This is a genomic window from Acinetobacter sp. PFS20, from assembly GCF_052261015.1.
GTDB lineage: Bacteria > Pseudomonadota > Gammaproteobacteria > Pseudomonadales > Moraxellaceae > Acinetobacter.
This window is the reverse complement of the sequence record NZ_JBPVZE010000001.1, coordinates 1,227,243-1,244,253: the sequence shown is the minus strand read 5'-3', so window position 1 is coordinate 1,244,253 and position 17,011 is coordinate 1,227,243. Positions and strand designations below refer to the sequence as shown.

The 17,011-nt window shown below is 39.8% G+C and carries 16 protein-coding genes; 9 read left to right on the top strand and 7 right to left on the bottom strand.

What is annotated here, in order from left to right; translation table 11 throughout:
• Position 1 precedes the first annotated feature (1 nt).
• On the top strand, positions 2–1,714 hold the full coding sequence (locus tag ACS125_RS05900; protein WP_174731196.1) for an electron transfer flavoprotein-ubiquinone oxidoreductase: 1,713 nt from the start codon (positions 2–4) through the stop codon (positions 1,712–1,714).
• A gap of 45 nt (positions 1,715–1,759) precedes the next feature.
• Here ACS125_RS05900 and ACS125_RS05895 read toward each other — a convergent pair whose 3' ends face one another.
• Both ACS125_RS05895 and tusA read right to left on the bottom strand, forming a co-directional pair.
• Positions 1,760–2,140 carry a hypothetical protein gene (locus tag ACS125_RS05895; protein WP_443271032.1) on the bottom strand — a complete coding sequence of 127 codons (381 nt, stop codon included), beginning with the start codon at positions 2,138–2,140 and terminating at the stop codon, positions 1,760–1,762.
• A gap of 132 nt (positions 2,141–2,272) precedes the next feature.
• Complete coding sequence (gene tusA, locus ACS125_RS05890) at positions 2,273–2,530, bottom strand: sulfurtransferase TusA (RefSeq protein ID WP_002053527.1); 258 nt, start codon at positions 2,528–2,530, stop codon at positions 2,273–2,275.
• Between the two features lie 185 nt (positions 2,531–2,715).
• Here tusA and ACS125_RS05885 point away from each other — a divergent pair, with 185 nt between their 5' ends.
• Both ACS125_RS05885 and lnt read left to right on the top strand, forming a co-directional pair.
• A complete protein-coding gene (locus ACS125_RS05885; protein WP_009393056.1) occupies positions 2,716–3,555 on the top strand; it encodes an HlyC/CorC family transporter in 840 nt (279 codons plus the stop codon).
• A complete protein-coding gene (gene lnt, locus ACS125_RS05880; RefSeq protein ID WP_238612056.1) occupies positions 3,552–5,111 on the top strand; it encodes an apolipoprotein N-acyltransferase in 1,560 nt (519 codons plus the stop codon). The genes ACS125_RS05885 and lnt overlap by 4 nt, the downstream gene beginning before the upstream one ends.
• Before the next feature lies 1 nt (position 5,112).
• Here lnt and ACS125_RS05875 read toward each other — a convergent pair whose 3' ends face one another.
• The 4 genes from ACS125_RS05875 to gspF form a co-directional block, all read right to left on the bottom strand.
• Positions 5,113–5,451, bottom strand: a complete 339-nt coding sequence (locus ACS125_RS05875; protein ID WP_443271028.1) for a tRNA-binding protein — start codon at positions 5,449–5,451, stop codon at positions 5,113–5,115.
• Positions 5,452–5,596: 145 nt separating this feature from the next.
• A complete protein-coding gene (locus ACS125_RS05870) occupies positions 5,597–5,941 on the bottom strand; it encodes a hypothetical protein (protein WP_443271026.1) in 345 nt (114 codons plus the stop codon).
• Positions 5,942–6,210: 269 nt separating this feature from the next.
• Positions 6,211–6,795 (bottom strand): type II secretion system major pseudopilin GspG, encoded by a 585-nt coding sequence (gspG, locus tag ACS125_RS05865; protein WP_004794946.1) that lies wholly within the window; start codon positions 6,793–6,795, stop codon positions 6,211–6,213.
• 23 nt (positions 6,796–6,818) lie between these two features.
• Complete coding sequence (gene gspF / locus ACS125_RS05860; protein ID WP_004794948.1) at positions 6,819–8,024, bottom strand: type II secretion system inner membrane protein GspF; 1,206 nt, start codon at positions 8,022–8,024, stop codon at positions 6,819–6,821.
• A gap of 148 nt (positions 8,025–8,172) precedes the next feature.
• On the opposite strand from gspF, the gene ACS125_RS05855 reads away from it, so the two are divergent.
• From ACS125_RS05855 to ACS125_RS05830, 6 genes are all read left to right on the top strand, one after another.
• A complete protein-coding gene (locus ACS125_RS05855; protein ID WP_443271023.1) occupies positions 8,173–10,401 on the top strand; it encodes a primosomal protein N' in 2,229 nt (742 codons plus the stop codon).
• 76 nt (positions 10,402–10,477) lie between these two features.
• Complete coding sequence (locus ACS125_RS05850) at positions 10,478–12,322, top strand: monovalent cation:proton antiporter-2 (CPA2) family protein (protein WP_322901755.1); 1,845 nt, start codon at positions 10,478–10,480, stop codon at positions 12,320–12,322.
• 163 nt (positions 12,323–12,485) lie between these two features.
• Positions 12,486–13,361 (top strand): Hsp33 family molecular chaperone HslO, encoded by an 876-nt coding sequence (gene hslO / locus ACS125_RS05845; protein WP_005301920.1) that lies wholly within the window; start codon positions 12,486–12,488, stop codon positions 13,359–13,361.
• Between the two features lie 135 nt (positions 13,362–13,496).
• Positions 13,497–14,108, top strand: coding sequence for a LysE family translocator (locus ACS125_RS05840; protein ID WP_005301917.1), 612 nt, complete (start codon positions 13,497–13,499; stop codon positions 14,106–14,108).
• 146 nt (positions 14,109–14,254) lie between these two features.
• Complete coding sequence (locus ACS125_RS05835) at positions 14,255–15,211, top strand: DnaJ C-terminal domain-containing protein (protein WP_013199061.1); 957 nt, start codon at positions 14,255–14,257, stop codon at positions 15,209–15,211.
• 11 nt (positions 15,212–15,222) lie between these two features.
• Positions 15,223–15,552 carry a chaperone modulator CbpM gene (locus ACS125_RS05830; protein WP_443271020.1) on the top strand — a complete coding sequence of 110 codons (330 nt, stop codon included), beginning with the start codon at positions 15,223–15,225 and terminating at the stop codon, positions 15,550–15,552.
• 228 nt (positions 15,553–15,780) lie between these two features.
• On the opposite strand, the gene ACS125_RS05825 is transcribed toward ACS125_RS05830, so the two are convergent.
• Complete coding sequence (locus tag ACS125_RS05825) at positions 15,781–16,992, bottom strand: magnesium transporter CorA family protein (protein ID WP_107880648.1); 1,212 nt, start codon at positions 16,990–16,992, stop codon at positions 15,781–15,783.
• Positions 16,993–17,011 lie beyond the last annotated feature (19 nt).

Here is a 17,011-nt window from a genome sequence, read left to right as displayed (position 1 = left end):
CATGGAACACATCGAACGTGAATCGATGGAGTTTGACGTTGTCATCGTAGGTGCAGGACCTGCCGGTCTGTCTGCTGCGATTAAGATCCGTCAATTAGCGATTGAAAAAAACTTACCCGATCTTTCTGTTTGTGTAGTTGAAAAAGGCTCTGAAGTAGGTGCGCATATCTTGTCTGGTGCTGTGCTTGAGCCACGTGCCATCAATGAACTTTTCCCGAACTGGAAAGAAGAAGGCGCGCCTCTTAACGTACCAGTAACTGAAGACAAAACTTTCTTCTTACTTTCAGACACCACTTCTAAAGAAGTACCTCACTGGATGGTTCCTAAAACCATGCACAATGACGGTAACTATGTTATCTCATTAGGTAACGTGGTTCGCTGGTTAGGTCAAAAAGCTGAAGAATTAGAAGTTTCTATCTTCCCTGGCTTTGCTGCATCTGAAGTGCTTTATCATGAAGACGGTACTGTAAAAGGTATTCAAACGGGTGACATGGGTATTGGTAAAGATGGCGAACCAACGCATAACTTTACTCCGGGCTATGAGCTTCACGCTAAATACACCCTCTTTGCTGAAGGTTGCCGTGGTCACTTAGGCAAACGCCTCATTGCTAAATACAACCTCGATAAAAATGTTGATCCACAGCACTACGGTATCGGGATTAAAGAGCTTTGGGAAATTGACCCAGCAAAACATAAGCCAGGCTTAGTCATGCACGGCGCTGGCTGGCCATTGGCTGAAACAGCTTCTTCTGGTGGCTGGTGGTTATACCACGCTGAAAACAACCAAGTGACTTTGGGTATGATCGTGGACTTGTCGTACGAAAACCCACACATGTATCCATTCATGGAAATGCAACGCTGGAAAACACACCCACTCATTAAACAATATTTAGAAGGTGGTAAGCGTATTTCTTACGGTGCACGTGCTGTAGTGAAAGGCGGTTTCAACTCATTGCCTAAATTGACTTTCCCGGGCGGCTGCTTGATTGGTGATGATGCAGGTTTCTTAAACTTTGCAAAAATCAAAGGCTCACACACTGCCATGAAATCAGGCATGTTATGTGGTGAAGCTGTATTTGAAGCAATTGCTGCTGGTGTAGAAAAAGGCGGTGACCTTGCGATTGCACGTGTGACTGAAGGCGAAGATTTATTCACTAAAGAATTAACTTCATACACTGACAAATTCAACAACAGCTGGTTAAAAGAAGAGCTTTACAGCTCTCGTAACTTTGGTCCAGCAATGCATAAGTTTGGTCAATGGATTGGTGGTGCATTTAACTTTATCGACCAGAATGTCTTTAAAGTGCCATTCACTTTACATGACTTGAAGCAAGACTTCGCTGCATTGAAAACTGTTGATGCAACCAGCTTTAAGCCAAACTATCCAAAACCGGATGGCAAGCTTACATTTGACCGTTTATCTTCTGTGTTTATCTCAAACACTGTACATGAAGAAAACCAGCCAGCTCACTTGAAGCTTACTGATCCTTCAATTCCAGTGAACGTAAACTTACCGAAATGGGATGAGCCTGCACAGCGCTACTGTCCTGCTGGTGTTTACGAAATTATGGAAGATAATGATGGCTCTAAACGCTTCCAGATTAACGCAGCAAACTGTGTTCACTGTAAGACCTGTGATATTAAAGACCCATCTCAAAACATCACATGGGTAACGCCAGAAGGTGGCGGTGGTCCAAATTACCCTAATATGTAATAAAAAAAAGCCCCGATTATTTGGGGCTTTTTTATTGGAATCTGCTTATTGAAAAGGCGGTATTTTTGCTACGTTTAAATTGAAGTTCTTTTTATAGAAAATAAATGTACCTAATAAAAACAGGCCAAGAAAACCAAAGTTTCGTGCTAAATCGAAATACCAAACTGATTTCCCAAACAATAAATCAAGAATTAACATGAACCCCATGAATCTTGTATGCAAAATCAGACTCATCTTTATTTTTGGTTTGGGAGCAAAATATGTATTTCTATAGCCCAACAGAATTGAGCCAACAATAATAACAGTAACTAAAATAATGGTAGCAACAGTTTCAGATAACCAAGGGGTTTTTAGATTTAATAAACCAGCAATAGAGAAAAACCAAAGAAAAATAAATAAGCTTCGTTTTACAAAATATTCATTCATTTTTATACGACATTTATATACTTAATTTTATAAATTATATAACGATTCTTATTTGTAAAAAATTATCATTTCAAATTAAATGTGAATTATTAATGGCTTCTAATCGTCTTTATTAGAAGCCTTATTATTCTATTACCCTTTCTTCACCAAATAATGAAATTCTTTATGACCATTTTCATCTAAGCGTTCTTCTTGCAACAACAACTCATGGCCTAAATGCATACAAAATTTAGGAATATCCCACGAGGTCGAATTATCTGTTGCGAAGACTTCAACCACATCCCCAGATTTAGATTTGCGGATGGCTTGATGCAACATCATGACAGGTTCCGGACAACGTAAACCACGCGTATTGAGTTGTACAGTAGGTGAAATGGGTTGCTCTGACATAACAAACTCGAACAAATAGAATTTTCACATTTTAGCATAAACAAATTACTGAGCTGTTAACTGTAACTGGCTTTTACATAACAATATGCGTTTTGTCTTTTAGCTTGTTTTATAGATGCATAAGCATCTTTTCTTCGGTATGATTCAAAGTATTCATTTGATAGATTGAGTCTTTAGGAAAGATCATGCAAGAGGAACCAGGTCCGTCGTGGGGAATGCGCGGCTTACGAAAATGGTTAGGTACAGCACCAGAAACCCGTGATGAATTATTAAAATTAGTCCAAAATTCACGCCGCTTTTTAGAACCAGATACTGTTGCCATGCTTGAAGGCGTTCTTGACCTTCCAGCTACAAAAATTCGTGAAGTCATGACACCACGAACAGCAATGATCAGTTTGCAAGAAGATGATCAGTTACTTGATATTCTTGATGTACTGGTTGAGTCTGCTCACTCACGCTTTCCAGTCTTCTCTTCTGATCAACCTGATAATGTTGTCGGGATTTTGCTCGCAAAAGATTTGTTGCCGTTTCTAACCGAACCGAATACCAAAGTTGATATTCGAGTTCTTATGCGTCAGCCCTTATTTGTTCCAGAAAGTGCACGTTCCGATCAGGTACTACGCATGTTGAAACATACTCAGACTCACATTGCTATTGTGATTGATGAATATGGTTCAACAGCGGGTCTTGTGACGCTTGAAGATATTCTTGAAGAGATCGTTGGCGAAATCGAAGACGAACATGACACTGCTGATGAAGATGCTCAGTACATTGTTCCAGACAATGACCATACCGTAGCAAATGCATGGATGGTGCAAGCACTTACACCAATCGAACATTTTAATACTGTTTTAGATGCTGATTTTTCTGACGATGAAGTAGAAACTGTCGGCGGTTTATTGCTTCAAGAGATTGGTCTGGTAAGTGATTTACAAGGTCAAACTGTTGAGCTTGGAAATTGGTTATTTACAATCGTTGAAGCAGATGCACGCACTATTCATCTGATTCGAGCTGTACGTCAATGAGAGCATACTTTGAAAAGCTGTTAGATTCTTCGCAACAACAAAAACAGCTTCCTTTAATTTTTCCTTTACTCATTGCTTTATTTTCAGGTGCCGTGTTCAGTTTTTCACTGGCACCTTATTATTGGTGGTGGTTGGCAATTTTATCTCCAGCCCTACTCTATGCATCATTACATAAACGTTCGGCCAAACAAGCATTTGCTATTGGTTGGAGCTATGGCTTCGGCTTATGGTTTGTGGGGGCTTTTTGGCTCTACACTTCCATCCATGTATATGGCGACACCAATGCTGTTCTAAGCGTGGGTATGATTGCTGTTATGGCCCTTGTGATGGGTTTATTTACCGCACTTCAGACTTGGGTTTACCGACGTTTCTTCCCTGAAACACCCCTGACTTTTGCACCACTCTGGATTGTTTTTGAGTGGGCAAAAACTTGGGTATTTACAGGTTTCCCATGGCTGTTTGTAGGTTACGCTTTTACTGAACGTTTACTCGATGGTTACGCACCTCTATTCGGTATTTACGCAATTTCCTTCGTTGTCATTGTATTAGCATGTGCTTTAGTTGAAGTTCTACGCAAGCGTATTTTCTGGGTTATCCCTTCTGCCCTGTTGGTTTTGGGTGCATGGGGAGCATCATATATACAGTTTGTAAAACCTAAAGCTGCCAAACCGCTTAGTGTTTCGCTCATTCAAGGCAACATTCCACAAGATTTAAAATGGCTGACTGAATATCAAGTTAGAACATTAGAAATTTACGCTGGTCTGACTCAATCTGAATGGGGCCGTGACTTAATTGTATGGCCTGAATCATCAATTCCACTCTTCCAAACTGATATTGAACCGTTTTTGGATGCAATGGATGCCCAAGCTAAAAAAAACCACACTGCATGGGTAACCGGAATTCCCTACTGGGATGTTACCAAATCTCATGAAGTTGGTAGCCCGCTGTATTACAACAGTATTATGGCTTCTGGTAGCGACTCAAGCGGTCTCTATAAAAAGCAGCGTCTTGTGCCGTTTGGTGAATATATTCCACTGTCAGGTTTACTCTCATGGGTATTACCAGCCATGCAAAATGATATTAGCATGAGCGGTTTTTCACGTGGGGAGAGTAACCAGAAACCCCTCATGATCAAAGGACATGCGCTTGCTGCTGCGATTTGTTATGAAGTGGCTTATCCGAACCTTACCCGACGTAATGCAGAAGACAGCGACTTCTTGGTTACTGTATCTAATGACGCTTGGTTTACGGGTACTGCTGGGCCGTGGCAACATTTACAGATGGTGCAGATGCGTGCTAAAGAAAATGGACGTTGGTTTATTCGTGCAACCAACACTGGTGTAACAGCTTTTATTGATCAAAATGGTCATATCACTGAACAAGCACCGCTCGATAAAGAGTTTGTCTTGAGAGGTGATTTACCTGCCATGCAAGGTCAAACCCTTTATAACCGTTTAGGTGATTATCCAGTGTTAGGATTTGCAGTATTACTGCTGATTTTAGGTTGGGTGTATCGTCCACGTAAAGTTGACGTTTCTTTTAAATCACGTCGCTAAATTATAATAGTTTTGTACCCAGAGGAACTTCAAACTCTGGGATACAAAGTGCGACATCCCCATTTGCGTTATGAAACCCTGTCACCAAGCATTCTGACTGAATAGGCCCTATTTGTTTTTTAGGGAAATTCACTACAGCAACAACTAATTTACCAATTAAATCTTGTGGCTGATAGAGCTTGGTAATCTGTGCACTTGATTTACGCACACCCAATTCTTCACCGAAGTCTACATGCAAAATATAGGCAGGTTTACGCGCCTTTTCAAAAACCTCAGCTTCAATAATTTTACCAACGCGAAGCTCTACTTTTAAAAAATCATTCCAATCGATTTGTTCCATTTACTTTTTCTCATGTTCTTAAATATCTGATTTGAAGCATATAATATGTACAAATAAAGAAACACCCTCTTTTTATTTCCAGTTAAAAAATAAAACGTAGATGTTGAGTCTACGTTTTATTTAAAAATCTGGTTTTAAAATATCATTAAAAAGCGATAGATAGTTCCAAAGATAAATAAGCAACTAAGCTTGATAAAAAGGCCATTGGGACATAACGATAAGCTTTAAACAGTAATTGCTCATATTGAGTAGATATTTGTTTAACTTGCCAGACACTCGCTTTTAATGCGGTAAAGAAGCTCACCATCAACCATGCACTCACAATACTTAATGCAAAGAAGCCAATCATAATTTGGCTACTTCCCTCTGTACTCAGCCATAGCTTTAATGAAAATTCAGCAAGCGGCAATAAACCCAAAATCAATAGGACAGACTTGAGCATTACCCAATGAAACTGAGTCAGTTCATCTAATATGAGAAATGCTTTCATTTAATCTCTCCTTTTTAATTGAATAAAGTGCTTTTTATTTATTATGCAAAGCTTTTATTTAAATATATAGCTTATTTTTCTCTACATTTTAACTTTCTTGTAACTATTAAATATGGGAATAATTCTTATTATAAATCTCAAATATCATTATTAATTTTAATTTATATTTTTCAAATATTTATTATATTTTTCTGATTGAGAGAGATTATCAATTCGAATTTATCGGTTTATCTTTTTAACTGAATTGATAATCTCTATTATATTTTCAATTAAGGCTGATAATAAATATCCGCATCATTACCCTCACCACCATCTTTGCCATCTGCGCCAAATGAATACAAATCAAAAGCGCGACCATCCGCCCCTGGAATTACATATTGAACATCGTTTTTCCAACTGTCTTTAGGATAACCACCTTTTACATAGCCACCCGGCATCCAGTTTTTCGCTGTTGCAGGTTGATTAACTAAAGCATCTAGTCCGCCTTCTTGCATGGTTGGGAAATGTCCGTTATCAAGCTTGTACTGATCTAAAGCACCAGCTACACCTTTTAATGTAATTTGGGTGGTATCAATTTTAGCTTTTTCACTACGCCCCATGACATTGGGTACGATTAACGCTGCTAACACGCCTAAAATTACAATCACGACCATGACTTCAATGAGGGTAAATCCTGAGGCACGTTTCATTCGAGCACCGCTCGAACGTGCCGCAAGTCCGAAAGCTGTGCTTGAGGAGCAAACATCTGATTGAGAGTTATGCTCGGAATGGCACGTTGGCTCAAACTGATTTGGAACCGCAGATTCACTATGTTGTTCCATCGCTATTTCGCTTTGAATATTTTTTACTTTCATCATTATCTCTAATATCAAAGTTATTAAATCATATTGTTCATATTTACGATTGGCAGCATAACCGCGATTACAATAACCAGTACAATGCTTGCCATTAGAACCAGCATAAGTGGTTCAAGTAATGCCAGTAAGGTTGAAATAAATGTTGTAACCTCACGGTCTTGCATGGTCGATGCACGTTCTAACATGCGGTCCAGTTCGCCTGATGCCTCACCACTTCGAATCATTTGTACCATCATTGGTGGGAAATAACCACTGCGCTCAAGCTGTGTACCCAAGTTACCACCTTCAGTAACACGCTCAGCTGCATGGGCAATTGAATCGCGTATGACCCAATTACTGGTCACTGCTGCACCAATCTTTAAGGCATCGACCAAAGGTACGCCTGAACGAGTCAAAATAGATAATGTACTGGCAAATCGTGCAGAATTAATACCACGTGACAGTTTACCGAATAATGGCAATTTGAGTGTTAATCGATCAAAAGCATAATGCCCAGCAGTCGTTTTTAAAAATCTTACGAATGCGACAACTCCCACAACTGCAAAAATAATAATAAACACCCAAGCATGACGGATAAAATCACTGGCTTTCATTAAAGCAACTGTAATCCACGGCAAGGCATCTTTACTTTGGTCGAACGTTTTTACAATCTCTGGCACAACATAAGTCATTAAACCCATCACAATACCAAAAGACATCAGCATTAAAATGATTGGGTAAATCATAGCGCCCTGAACTTTCTTTTGCATGGCAAAACGGTTTTCAGTGTAATCCGAAAGCTGATCTAAAATTAGATCTAAATGCCCAGAACGCTCACCTGCTGCGACCGTTGCGATATAAAGATCAGGAAACCGTCCAGATTGCTGCATACCTTGTGCGAGTGAATGCCCCTCTAAAACGCGAGAACGGACAGATAATAAAAGGTTTTGCACATGCGGTTTTTCACTTTGCCTACTCACCGCACGTAAAGCTTCTTCTAGAGGAATGGCCGCTGCAACCAAAACAGATAGTTGTCTGGTCATGAGCGCTAAATCATAAGCACTAAACTTTTTTTGGAATAATCCCTGACTCTGATGTTTATCTTTTTGTTCAACAGGGTCAACACTAATTGGTGTCCATGCTTTATCACGTAATTGTTGGCGAATCTGGCGTGCTGAGTCTCCCTCAAGCACTCCTTTTTGCTGCTTCCCTGAAGCATCAATGGCAGTAAATTGATATGCAGGCATGGTAATGTTCTAATTTTCCAAAAATAATAGTCGCTGCTGTTGCATCTATGCTACGCAATCATTCATATTCGTTCTATAGCCTGTGTAGAATACCCAAGTCCTCTTCACGACGCTATGCCGTTTTTTAAAATTGACGAAATGAGCCTCTATGACCATAACGCCAAAGCCTGATTCACTTGTTTATCGTGTGCGTGTAGCCGTACCTGTGCATCTGTACGACACTTTTGACTATACACTCACCCAAGCACAATATGAACGGGCTCACGTAGGCTCACGCGTCGCTATTTCCTTTGGACGCCAAAACCTGATTGGCATCATTACAGAAAAAGTAGATCCACATGAGCCATTTACAGGCAAATTTCAGCTTAAAGCCATTTCTGAACTTTTAGATGAAGAACCAATTTTAGATGAACAAGTTTTAAGTTTATTGACATGGTCCGCACAATATTACCAATTTCCAATTGGTGAGGTCATGCAAACCGCCCTACCCGCGTTATTGCGTCAGGGCAAACCGATGGATGTTTTGTTCCATCTTTGGAAAATCACACCCTGTGACAATGTTGAAGCCCTACTAAAGCGTTCTGTTAAGCAACAAGATGCGTATCAAATTTTAAAATTACACCCTGCCGGCACCACAGAGAATATTCTAAATTTAAGTGGTGTAGAAACAGCCACTCTTAAAGCGCTTCAAAAGAAAGGACTGGTTGACTGCACGCTCGAACCACACGACTTTAGCCCGACACCTGTTCAATTAGCCCAAATGCCGCTCACGCTAAATGAAGACCAAAAGCAAGCAACCCAGCACGTCGTAAACGCACAACATCAATACCAAGCATTTTTGCTAGATGGTTTAACAGGAAGTGGTAAAACTGAAGTTTATCTGCACATCATGCACGAGGTGCTAAAGCAAGGTAAACAAGTACTGGTATTAGTACCTGAAATTGGTTTAACTCCTCAAACGATTTCCCGTTTTAAGTCTCGTTTTAACTGTGATATTGCTTTATTGCACTCTGGCTTAAATGACTCCAAACGCTTACAAGCATGGCAACAGGCACAGACCGGAAAAGCGTCTATTATTTTAGGAACGCGCTCTGCCATCTATACGCCACTGCCACGTTTGGGCCTCATTATTTTAGATGAAGAGCATGACTTGTCTTATAAACAGCAAGAAGGCTTCCGTTACCATGCACGTGATGTCGCACTGTACCGCGGTCACTTGCAAAGCTGCCCTGTTATTTTAGGTTCAGCAACGCCAAGTATTGATAGTTATTATTTGGTCGAGACTGGCAAATTAACTACACTGCAACTCAACAAACGTGCTGGACATGCACTTTTGCCTAAAATGCATTTGATAGACCTTAAAATTGTCAAAAAACAGCATGGAATTAGCCAGCCCCTTATTGAACAAATCAAACATACATTAGCTAGAAAAGAACAGGTTTTAATCTTTTTAAACCGTCGTGGCTATGCACCTGTACTGGTTTGTGAAAGCTGTGGATGGCAAGCAAATTGCCCGCATTGCGACGCGCATTTTACTTTGCACACTCAGCCTTATTCTTATTTACATTGTCACCACTGTGGGACCATTCATCGCTTGCCAGATCATTGCCCTGAATGTCAGCAAAAGAGTTTAAAAACTTTAGGCGCAGGAACAGCCAAAGTTGAAGAACACTTACAAGAATTATTTCCAGATCATGATGTTATTCGGGTTGATCGTGACAGTACCAGTCGTGTCGGGAGCTGGCAAAAAATCTATGACCGTATTCATCAAAACAAACCAACAATTTTGCTCGGCACTCAAATGTTGGCAAAAGGTCATCATTTTCCACATGTGACCTTAGTTGCCATTTTAGATATTGATGCGGGTTTACTCAGCGTAGATATCCGTGCGCCTGAACGTACTGCCCAGTTAATTGTACAAGTCGCTGGTCGTGCAGGCCGTGGTGAACACAAAGGCCATGTTTATTTACAAACGCTAAGACCTGATCATCCTTTACTGACTACACTCATCGAAAAAGATTATCGCGCGGTTGCCAAACAAACGCTGGCTGAACGTAAAGTAGCTTTGCTGCCACCTTATCGCTATGCCGTACTAATACGTGCAGAGTCCAAAGATCGAGACTATACCTTACAATTTTTAAATGAAGCTGCCGAGCAACTTCGCCAAGTCGCTGGTGAGATTGTTGATATTTGGGGACCTATTCCTGCACCGATGGAACGTAAAGCGGGACGCTATCGTGCTCACATGGTTATTTTATCTGCCGACCGTGCTCGCCTACATTTTTACTTAAGACAATGGTGGTCTCAATTGGTTCATGCACCAAGACAGCATCAACTCAGGCTATCAATTGATGTCGATCCGCAAGAATTTAATTAGATGATTTGAATATCATGGTGTGAAGAAGCCTTTTTGGCTTTACACTTAAAAGAGACTAATACATTCGAGGCAATGAATGTCATTCCTACTGCAAGCAACAATCTTTCTTGGAGCTTCTCTGATTTTAGTCCCTCTTGGCAAACGCCTAGGGATAGCAACAGTTTTAGGTTATTTATTTACAGGAATACTTCTAGGTCCTAGTGTTTTAAATATTGCACATGACCCTGAAGCAATTATGGAACTTGCCGAATTCGGTGTCATTTTATTGATGTTCCTGATTGGTTTAGAACTAAGACCACAGCGGTTGTGGGAAATGCGTGACTCTATTTTTGTAATGGGAAGTCTGCAAGTCCTCATTAGCGGTGGCGTACTTATGCTGATCATACTATTACTCTTTAAGCAGCAGCTTTCTATTAGCTTTGTCATTGGTTTTGCCCTTGCACTGTCTTCTACCGCTTTTGTATTACAGCTTCTGACTGAAAAGCAGCAACTCAACACGACTTATGGTCAGCAGTCTTTTTCGATTTTGCTCTTTCAAGATATAGCGGCGATTCCCTTACTTGCCATCATTCCATTATTGGCAGGAACAGAATCAACCCATCATGGGATTGCTTATTTTGCGGCGATTATTGCAACCTTTACGGGTTTGTTTTTGTTTAGTCGCTATGTGATGCGTCCATTCTTCCGCTTTGTTGCCAAAAGTGGCGCGACTGAACTTATTACAGCAGTAGGATTATTTATTATTCTTGCTGTTGTCTTGCTTATGGATACTTTAGGAATTAGCACGACGTTAGGCGCGTTCCTCACAGGTGTATTATTAGCCGATTCAGAATTTCGTCACGAAGTTGAAGCGAGTATTGCACCATTTAAAGGTTTACTACTTGGCTTATTCTTTATGACCGTGGGTATGACCACTCAACTGTCATTACTGATTGAAATGCCTTTACTTATTATTGGTGGAGCAGTCGGCTTATTGCTCATCAAAACACTGATATTGACTGCCATTGCCCGCTATAAAAAATACAGTTGGAACAATAGTTTGCTTTTGGGCACTTGCTTGGCACAAGGCGGAGAATTTGCTTTTGTAATTCTGAGTCTTGCCAAAAGTGAGAAAATTTTAACTCAAGCTCTATTAGAACCAGTGACCCTTATTGTGACGTTGTCGATGGTACTTACCCCAGTGATTTACTGGATTATGGCAACCAAGGTCATTCCTCTGTTTAATAAAGAACGTCCACCTGAGTACGATGAAATTCCTCAGCAGGATAATCCGATTATCATTGCAGGTTTTGGGCGATTTGGACAAATTATCGCGCGTATTGCCCGCCTGCAACATTTGGGCTTTACCGCAATCGACAACAATCTTCATCAAGTGGACTTTGTTCGTCGATACGGCGGGAAGCTTTATTATGGCGATGTGACCCAGCCAGATTTATTGCGTTCTGCTGGTATTGAAAAAGCCAAAGTATTTATTTTAGCGATTGATGATGTCGAAGATTCAATGAATGTCGCTCGCCATCTTAGATTAAATTATCCAAACTTAAAGCTGTTGGCTCGTGCTCGTGACCGTCACCATGTACATCTTTTAAGAGATTTAGGTGTTGAATACATTTGGCGTGAGACGTATTTATCTTCATTAGGAATGGCTTATCGCGCCTTACGAGAACTCGGCATCTCAGATGAACAAGCCTATAACAATATCGAAATCTTTCGGGATTATGATGAGAAATTGCTCATACAGCAGCAAAGTATTTATACTGATGAACAGAAGATCTTTGAAACACATCGTAATGCCTTAGCCGAACTTGAACATTTGTTTGAAAGTGATGCACAGCAACAGGCTACGTCAAAACATGATGTGAATTTAAAGCGTCATTTACAGCCAAATCGCATCGACATTACAAGAGATCATCTAGAATAACTTGAGATTTCAGAAAATGGCTATATTAAGGACTTATTCACATTGCCTAAATAATTGGACAATGGGCACAAAGCTGCCCCTGTCCGGCTTGCGGCTTCGCTGCATTTCCTAAGCTTGATTAAAACGAAATAGTTATACTCTGCTTAGGGCCCTGGAGAATATTATGTCTGATTTACGCCAACGCTTTTATATTGAGAACTTTCCGGTTCGTGGGGAAGTAGTTCATCTAGAAGAAGCACTACAAACTATCTTAGCTCAACGTGACTATATGCCTGCGGTTAAAATTCTGTTAGGTGAAATGTTGAGTGCGACTGCATTACTTGCAAGTACACTAAAAATCAAAGGCCGTATCAGCTTGCAAATCCAGGCTAGCGGCACCTTTAAGTGGGCAATGGCTGAATGTAATCATTTGGGTGAAGTCCGTGCTCTAGCTGATTACGAAACAGACCCACGCTTCATCGAAGCAACAGACAGTAGTACAGTTCTTGGCGCTTTAGTTAATCCAGTTTTATTTATTAATATTGAACCTGAATTTGGTGAGCGTTATCAAGGGATTGTCCCTCTTGATCAAAAAACTTTAGCTGGCTGTTTAATGCAGTATTACGATTTGTCTGCACAAATTCCAACTCGCATTGTGTTAGCAAGTACGACCAAACGCTCTGGTGGTTTACTGATTCAGCTTTTACCACGTCATGATGAAGAAGAGCAAAACTTGGTCGATGAAGATTTATGGCCACGTTTGACGATGTTGACCGAAACATTAAAAGCCGAAGAGCTGACCAATTTAGATGCAAACGAAATTTTATATCGTTTATATAACGAAGAAGAAGTTCGTTTACCAGAAATTGAAGCACTAAAATTTGGCTGTACATGTTCAAAAGAACGCTGTGCAAATGCGCTGATTCAAATTGGTGTAGACGCTGTTCATGAAACCTTAGAAGAACAGAACCCTATTCGTATGGATTGTCAGTTCTGTAATACTCAATACACCTTTACTGCTGAAGAAGCTTTAGCATTATTTGGTGAACATTTAAGTTAATTATTAAAATTTATAAAAAGGCGGATTTACCGCCTTTTTATTTATCTGTACTTTTGATGATAGTTTTCAATATTTTATTTTAAATAGGATAAGATAAGGCTACTTTATAGCCTATAAATAGATGCTTAAAACGCCATGAATTATTTTGATTATTTTCTCTTTATTTTTAGCGTAATTATTATGATTGCGACCCCTGGCCCCGTCATGATTTTAGTTGCAAGCGCTGGACTTAAAGGAGGCTATAAAAAAGCACTTGAAACCATTTTTGGTACAAATCTCGCATCCCTTGTCTTAATTTTTATTTCAGTACTCGTTTTAAAGGGAGTACTGAGCGTTAACGATAGTTATCTCAATATCATTCGTATTTTAGGCTGCCTATATATTGGTTATTTGGGTTTTAGTATTCTCAAAGAAGTCATTCAAGCACCTCACCCAGAAGCAATACAAACAGTTTCAGCACAAAATGGCGGCTTTAAAAAAGGCTTTCTCGTCGGTATTTCAAACCCTAAAGATATTATTTTTTTCTCGGCTTTCTTTCCGCAATTTGTGTCTATTACCCCACAATTAAATTTAAGTCTAACCATACTGACCCTGACATGGATTGTTTTAGACTTCCTCACTTTATCTTTGGTTTATATATTCTTCCGTCGCCTTTCTAACAGTCATTTATACCCAAAAATATTAGGGCTATGCGGTTTATTACTTTTACTTATTGCCCTTTACGGCTTATATCAAAGTTTCATCTAAATCATGAAAGGTATGAGCCTCATTTGCCTATACCTTTTTCTATTAATTTTATTTTGGAATAGAACAACTCTTATACAATCTAGCTTATTGAAAACTCTAAAAATCGTTTCATAATGAAATAAACAACTCCATCGTGATAAAACATTATGGCAAAAAATTATTATGAAGAATTAGGGGTTACACGCAAAGCCTCTGCTGATGAAATTAAAAAAGCTTATCGGAAACTAGCCCGTAAATATCATCCTGACATCAGCAAAGAAAAAGATGCAGAAGAAAAGATGCAGGCCATTAATGTTGCCTATGACACGTTAAGCAATGCAGAAAAAAAAGCTGAATATGACCAGATGTTAGATCATCCTCAAGGTTTTAATAACTTTGGTCAGGGTGCTGCACAAGGTGGTTTTGATGGAGCACAGTTTTATCGCCAAGGCTTTACAGGTGGTGAACAAGCAGACTTTAGCGGTTTTGAAGATTTATTTGGGCGCTTTGGTGCAGGATTTGGTGGTGGTCAGCAGCAGTACCAAAGACAACAGCGTAGTTATCGCGGTGAAGACCAACATGCCAGCATAGAAGTCGATCTTGATATTGCCTATCATGGATCAACGCAACAGATTACCCTGCAAATCCCGACCATGAATGCTTATGGCGAGCCTGAAGTTCAACGTAAAACCTTGCAGGTGAAAATACCAAAAGGTATGAAAGAAGGTCAGCAAATCCGCTTAAGTGGACAAGGACAAAGTGGTATCAATGGCGGTGCCAACGGCGATCTTTATATTGAAATTCAGTATAAAGATACAGATCGCGTTCATGTTGAAGGTAGCGATGTATATTTGACTGTAGATGTGGCGCCGTGGGAAGCTGCATTAGGTCAGGGTATTGAGGTAAAAACACCAGCTGGACCTTTAAACGTCAACTTACCTCACAACGCAAAACAAGGACAACAGCTACGTTTAAAAGACAAAGGGATACCAAATAAAACGCCAGGCCATCTCTATTTAATTTTAAATATTGTATTCCCACCAGCACATTCTGAAAAAGAAAAACAAGCTTATCAGCAACTGGCTGAAGCCTTCGCTTCATTCGAACCTCGTTCATCTCATTAGGGAGCAAGATCATGACAACCATTCATTATCGCGAAATTGTATATGACGGCCGTACCTTTAGTGCGGAGGTCGTTGATGAACAATCTACATTTGACTTGCAACAATTTGCTCAAGCTTGTGGTCAAAGCCCTGACTGGATTATTCAGTTAATTGAATATGACATTTTATCGGTCGACAATACGCCTGAAGCACATCAGTTTATGGGCGAAGATGTCGCACGTGCACGTAAAGCATATCGTCTGCAACGTGACTTTGACGCAAGTTTGGCAGCAGTTGCGGTGATGCTAGATTTGATTGATGAAGTACAACAACTTAGAAAACAGTTGAAGCATTTTCATTAAGATTTTTTCTCAATAGCTTTTTCAAAAAGGCATGAGCTAACGTGATGGGCGGCATGGATGCCGCCTTTTGGACTGCGGTAATATGGATGTACCGTTAGTCCAATAAAGGGGTTTTGTTACTTTTGCCCAGTCAAAAGTAAGGATACGCCTATACAAAAAACATCTAATTCATCCTTAAATTTGAGGCAGTACTAACAACTCAAATTTACTGATTTTTGAAAATTCTTATTACTTCAACCGAGTAATCTTCTCTAATTCCTTCACAGTCTGTTTAATCGGCTCATATTCCAAAAACCAAAACAAATTCATCCGATCTTGACGATGCTGTTGAGCCAGTAAATCAATCACACTTTTTTCACCACGCCCAACCAAGTGCTGCCGATAAAAATAGTACAAAAGCAAAATCGTACTCAGTAGCATGACCCCTAACATAATCCAGAAACCAACTGGTGATTTAAGACCAGGAATAAACTCAAAATTCATTCCATAAATGCCCGTTAAAAGGGTGAGCGGCGCAAAAACTGCCGTGATAATTGCAAGAATCCGCATGTTTTCATTGGTTTGGTTTGCAATAGCAGAAAAATGTAAATCAATGGCCGACTGAATTGCGCTACGTAACCGTAAAGTATGTTTCTGAATACGTTCCACATGACTCATTAAATCATTTAAACGAACTAGTAGAATATCTTGTGAATTGCGGATATGTCCACCAACCACATGATGGTAATTTTCTACAATTTCATCTCGAAATTCTTGAAGGGTTTCGATTTGTTCTTCACATAAATTTTCGACCTGTTGAAAGGCCATATTTTCATGGAACAACTGGTGCCATTGTTTAAAACGACGATTACCCTGTAATAGTTGTTGCTGCCAATGCTCGACTCTTCTCGTCAATGGTGAACGGATATCAAGATAACCATCAACCATACTATTTAACAAGCGTAACGATAAATCGACGGGTGAATTCGGTAATTTACGGGTTTTGTTTTGTTCTTCTAAAGTTTTACATAAAATATTTTCGAGACGTTGAATATAGTTTTCAATCGACTTATTGCCCTGCTCACGCACGCTAATCAGTACATCAGGCGTCAAGATAAAACTGATGGGTGTCGTCGCTAATCCAAAAACACTATCTTGGGATTCAGCATGTTTAATTTCATCATCAGGTGTAACCAGCTTTTTAAAAATGAGCAGGTCATATTCTTCAAGTGTGTCAAATGCACAGGGATGTTCAATATTGGCAATATCCCGCATATGAAACTCATTAATAACCACACCCGAAAGCTGATGAATCCTTTGTTGCCATTCTTCGTTATGATTCACCACATCCGTTCTGACACTGTCAATCCAGAAAAACTCCAGAACATGTTCACTATGCTGTTCTCGGCTTAAAAAGACATAGCCGTCAGCTTGATGGCGATAAAAATAATAAACCTGCATACCACAACGATCTGTTTTT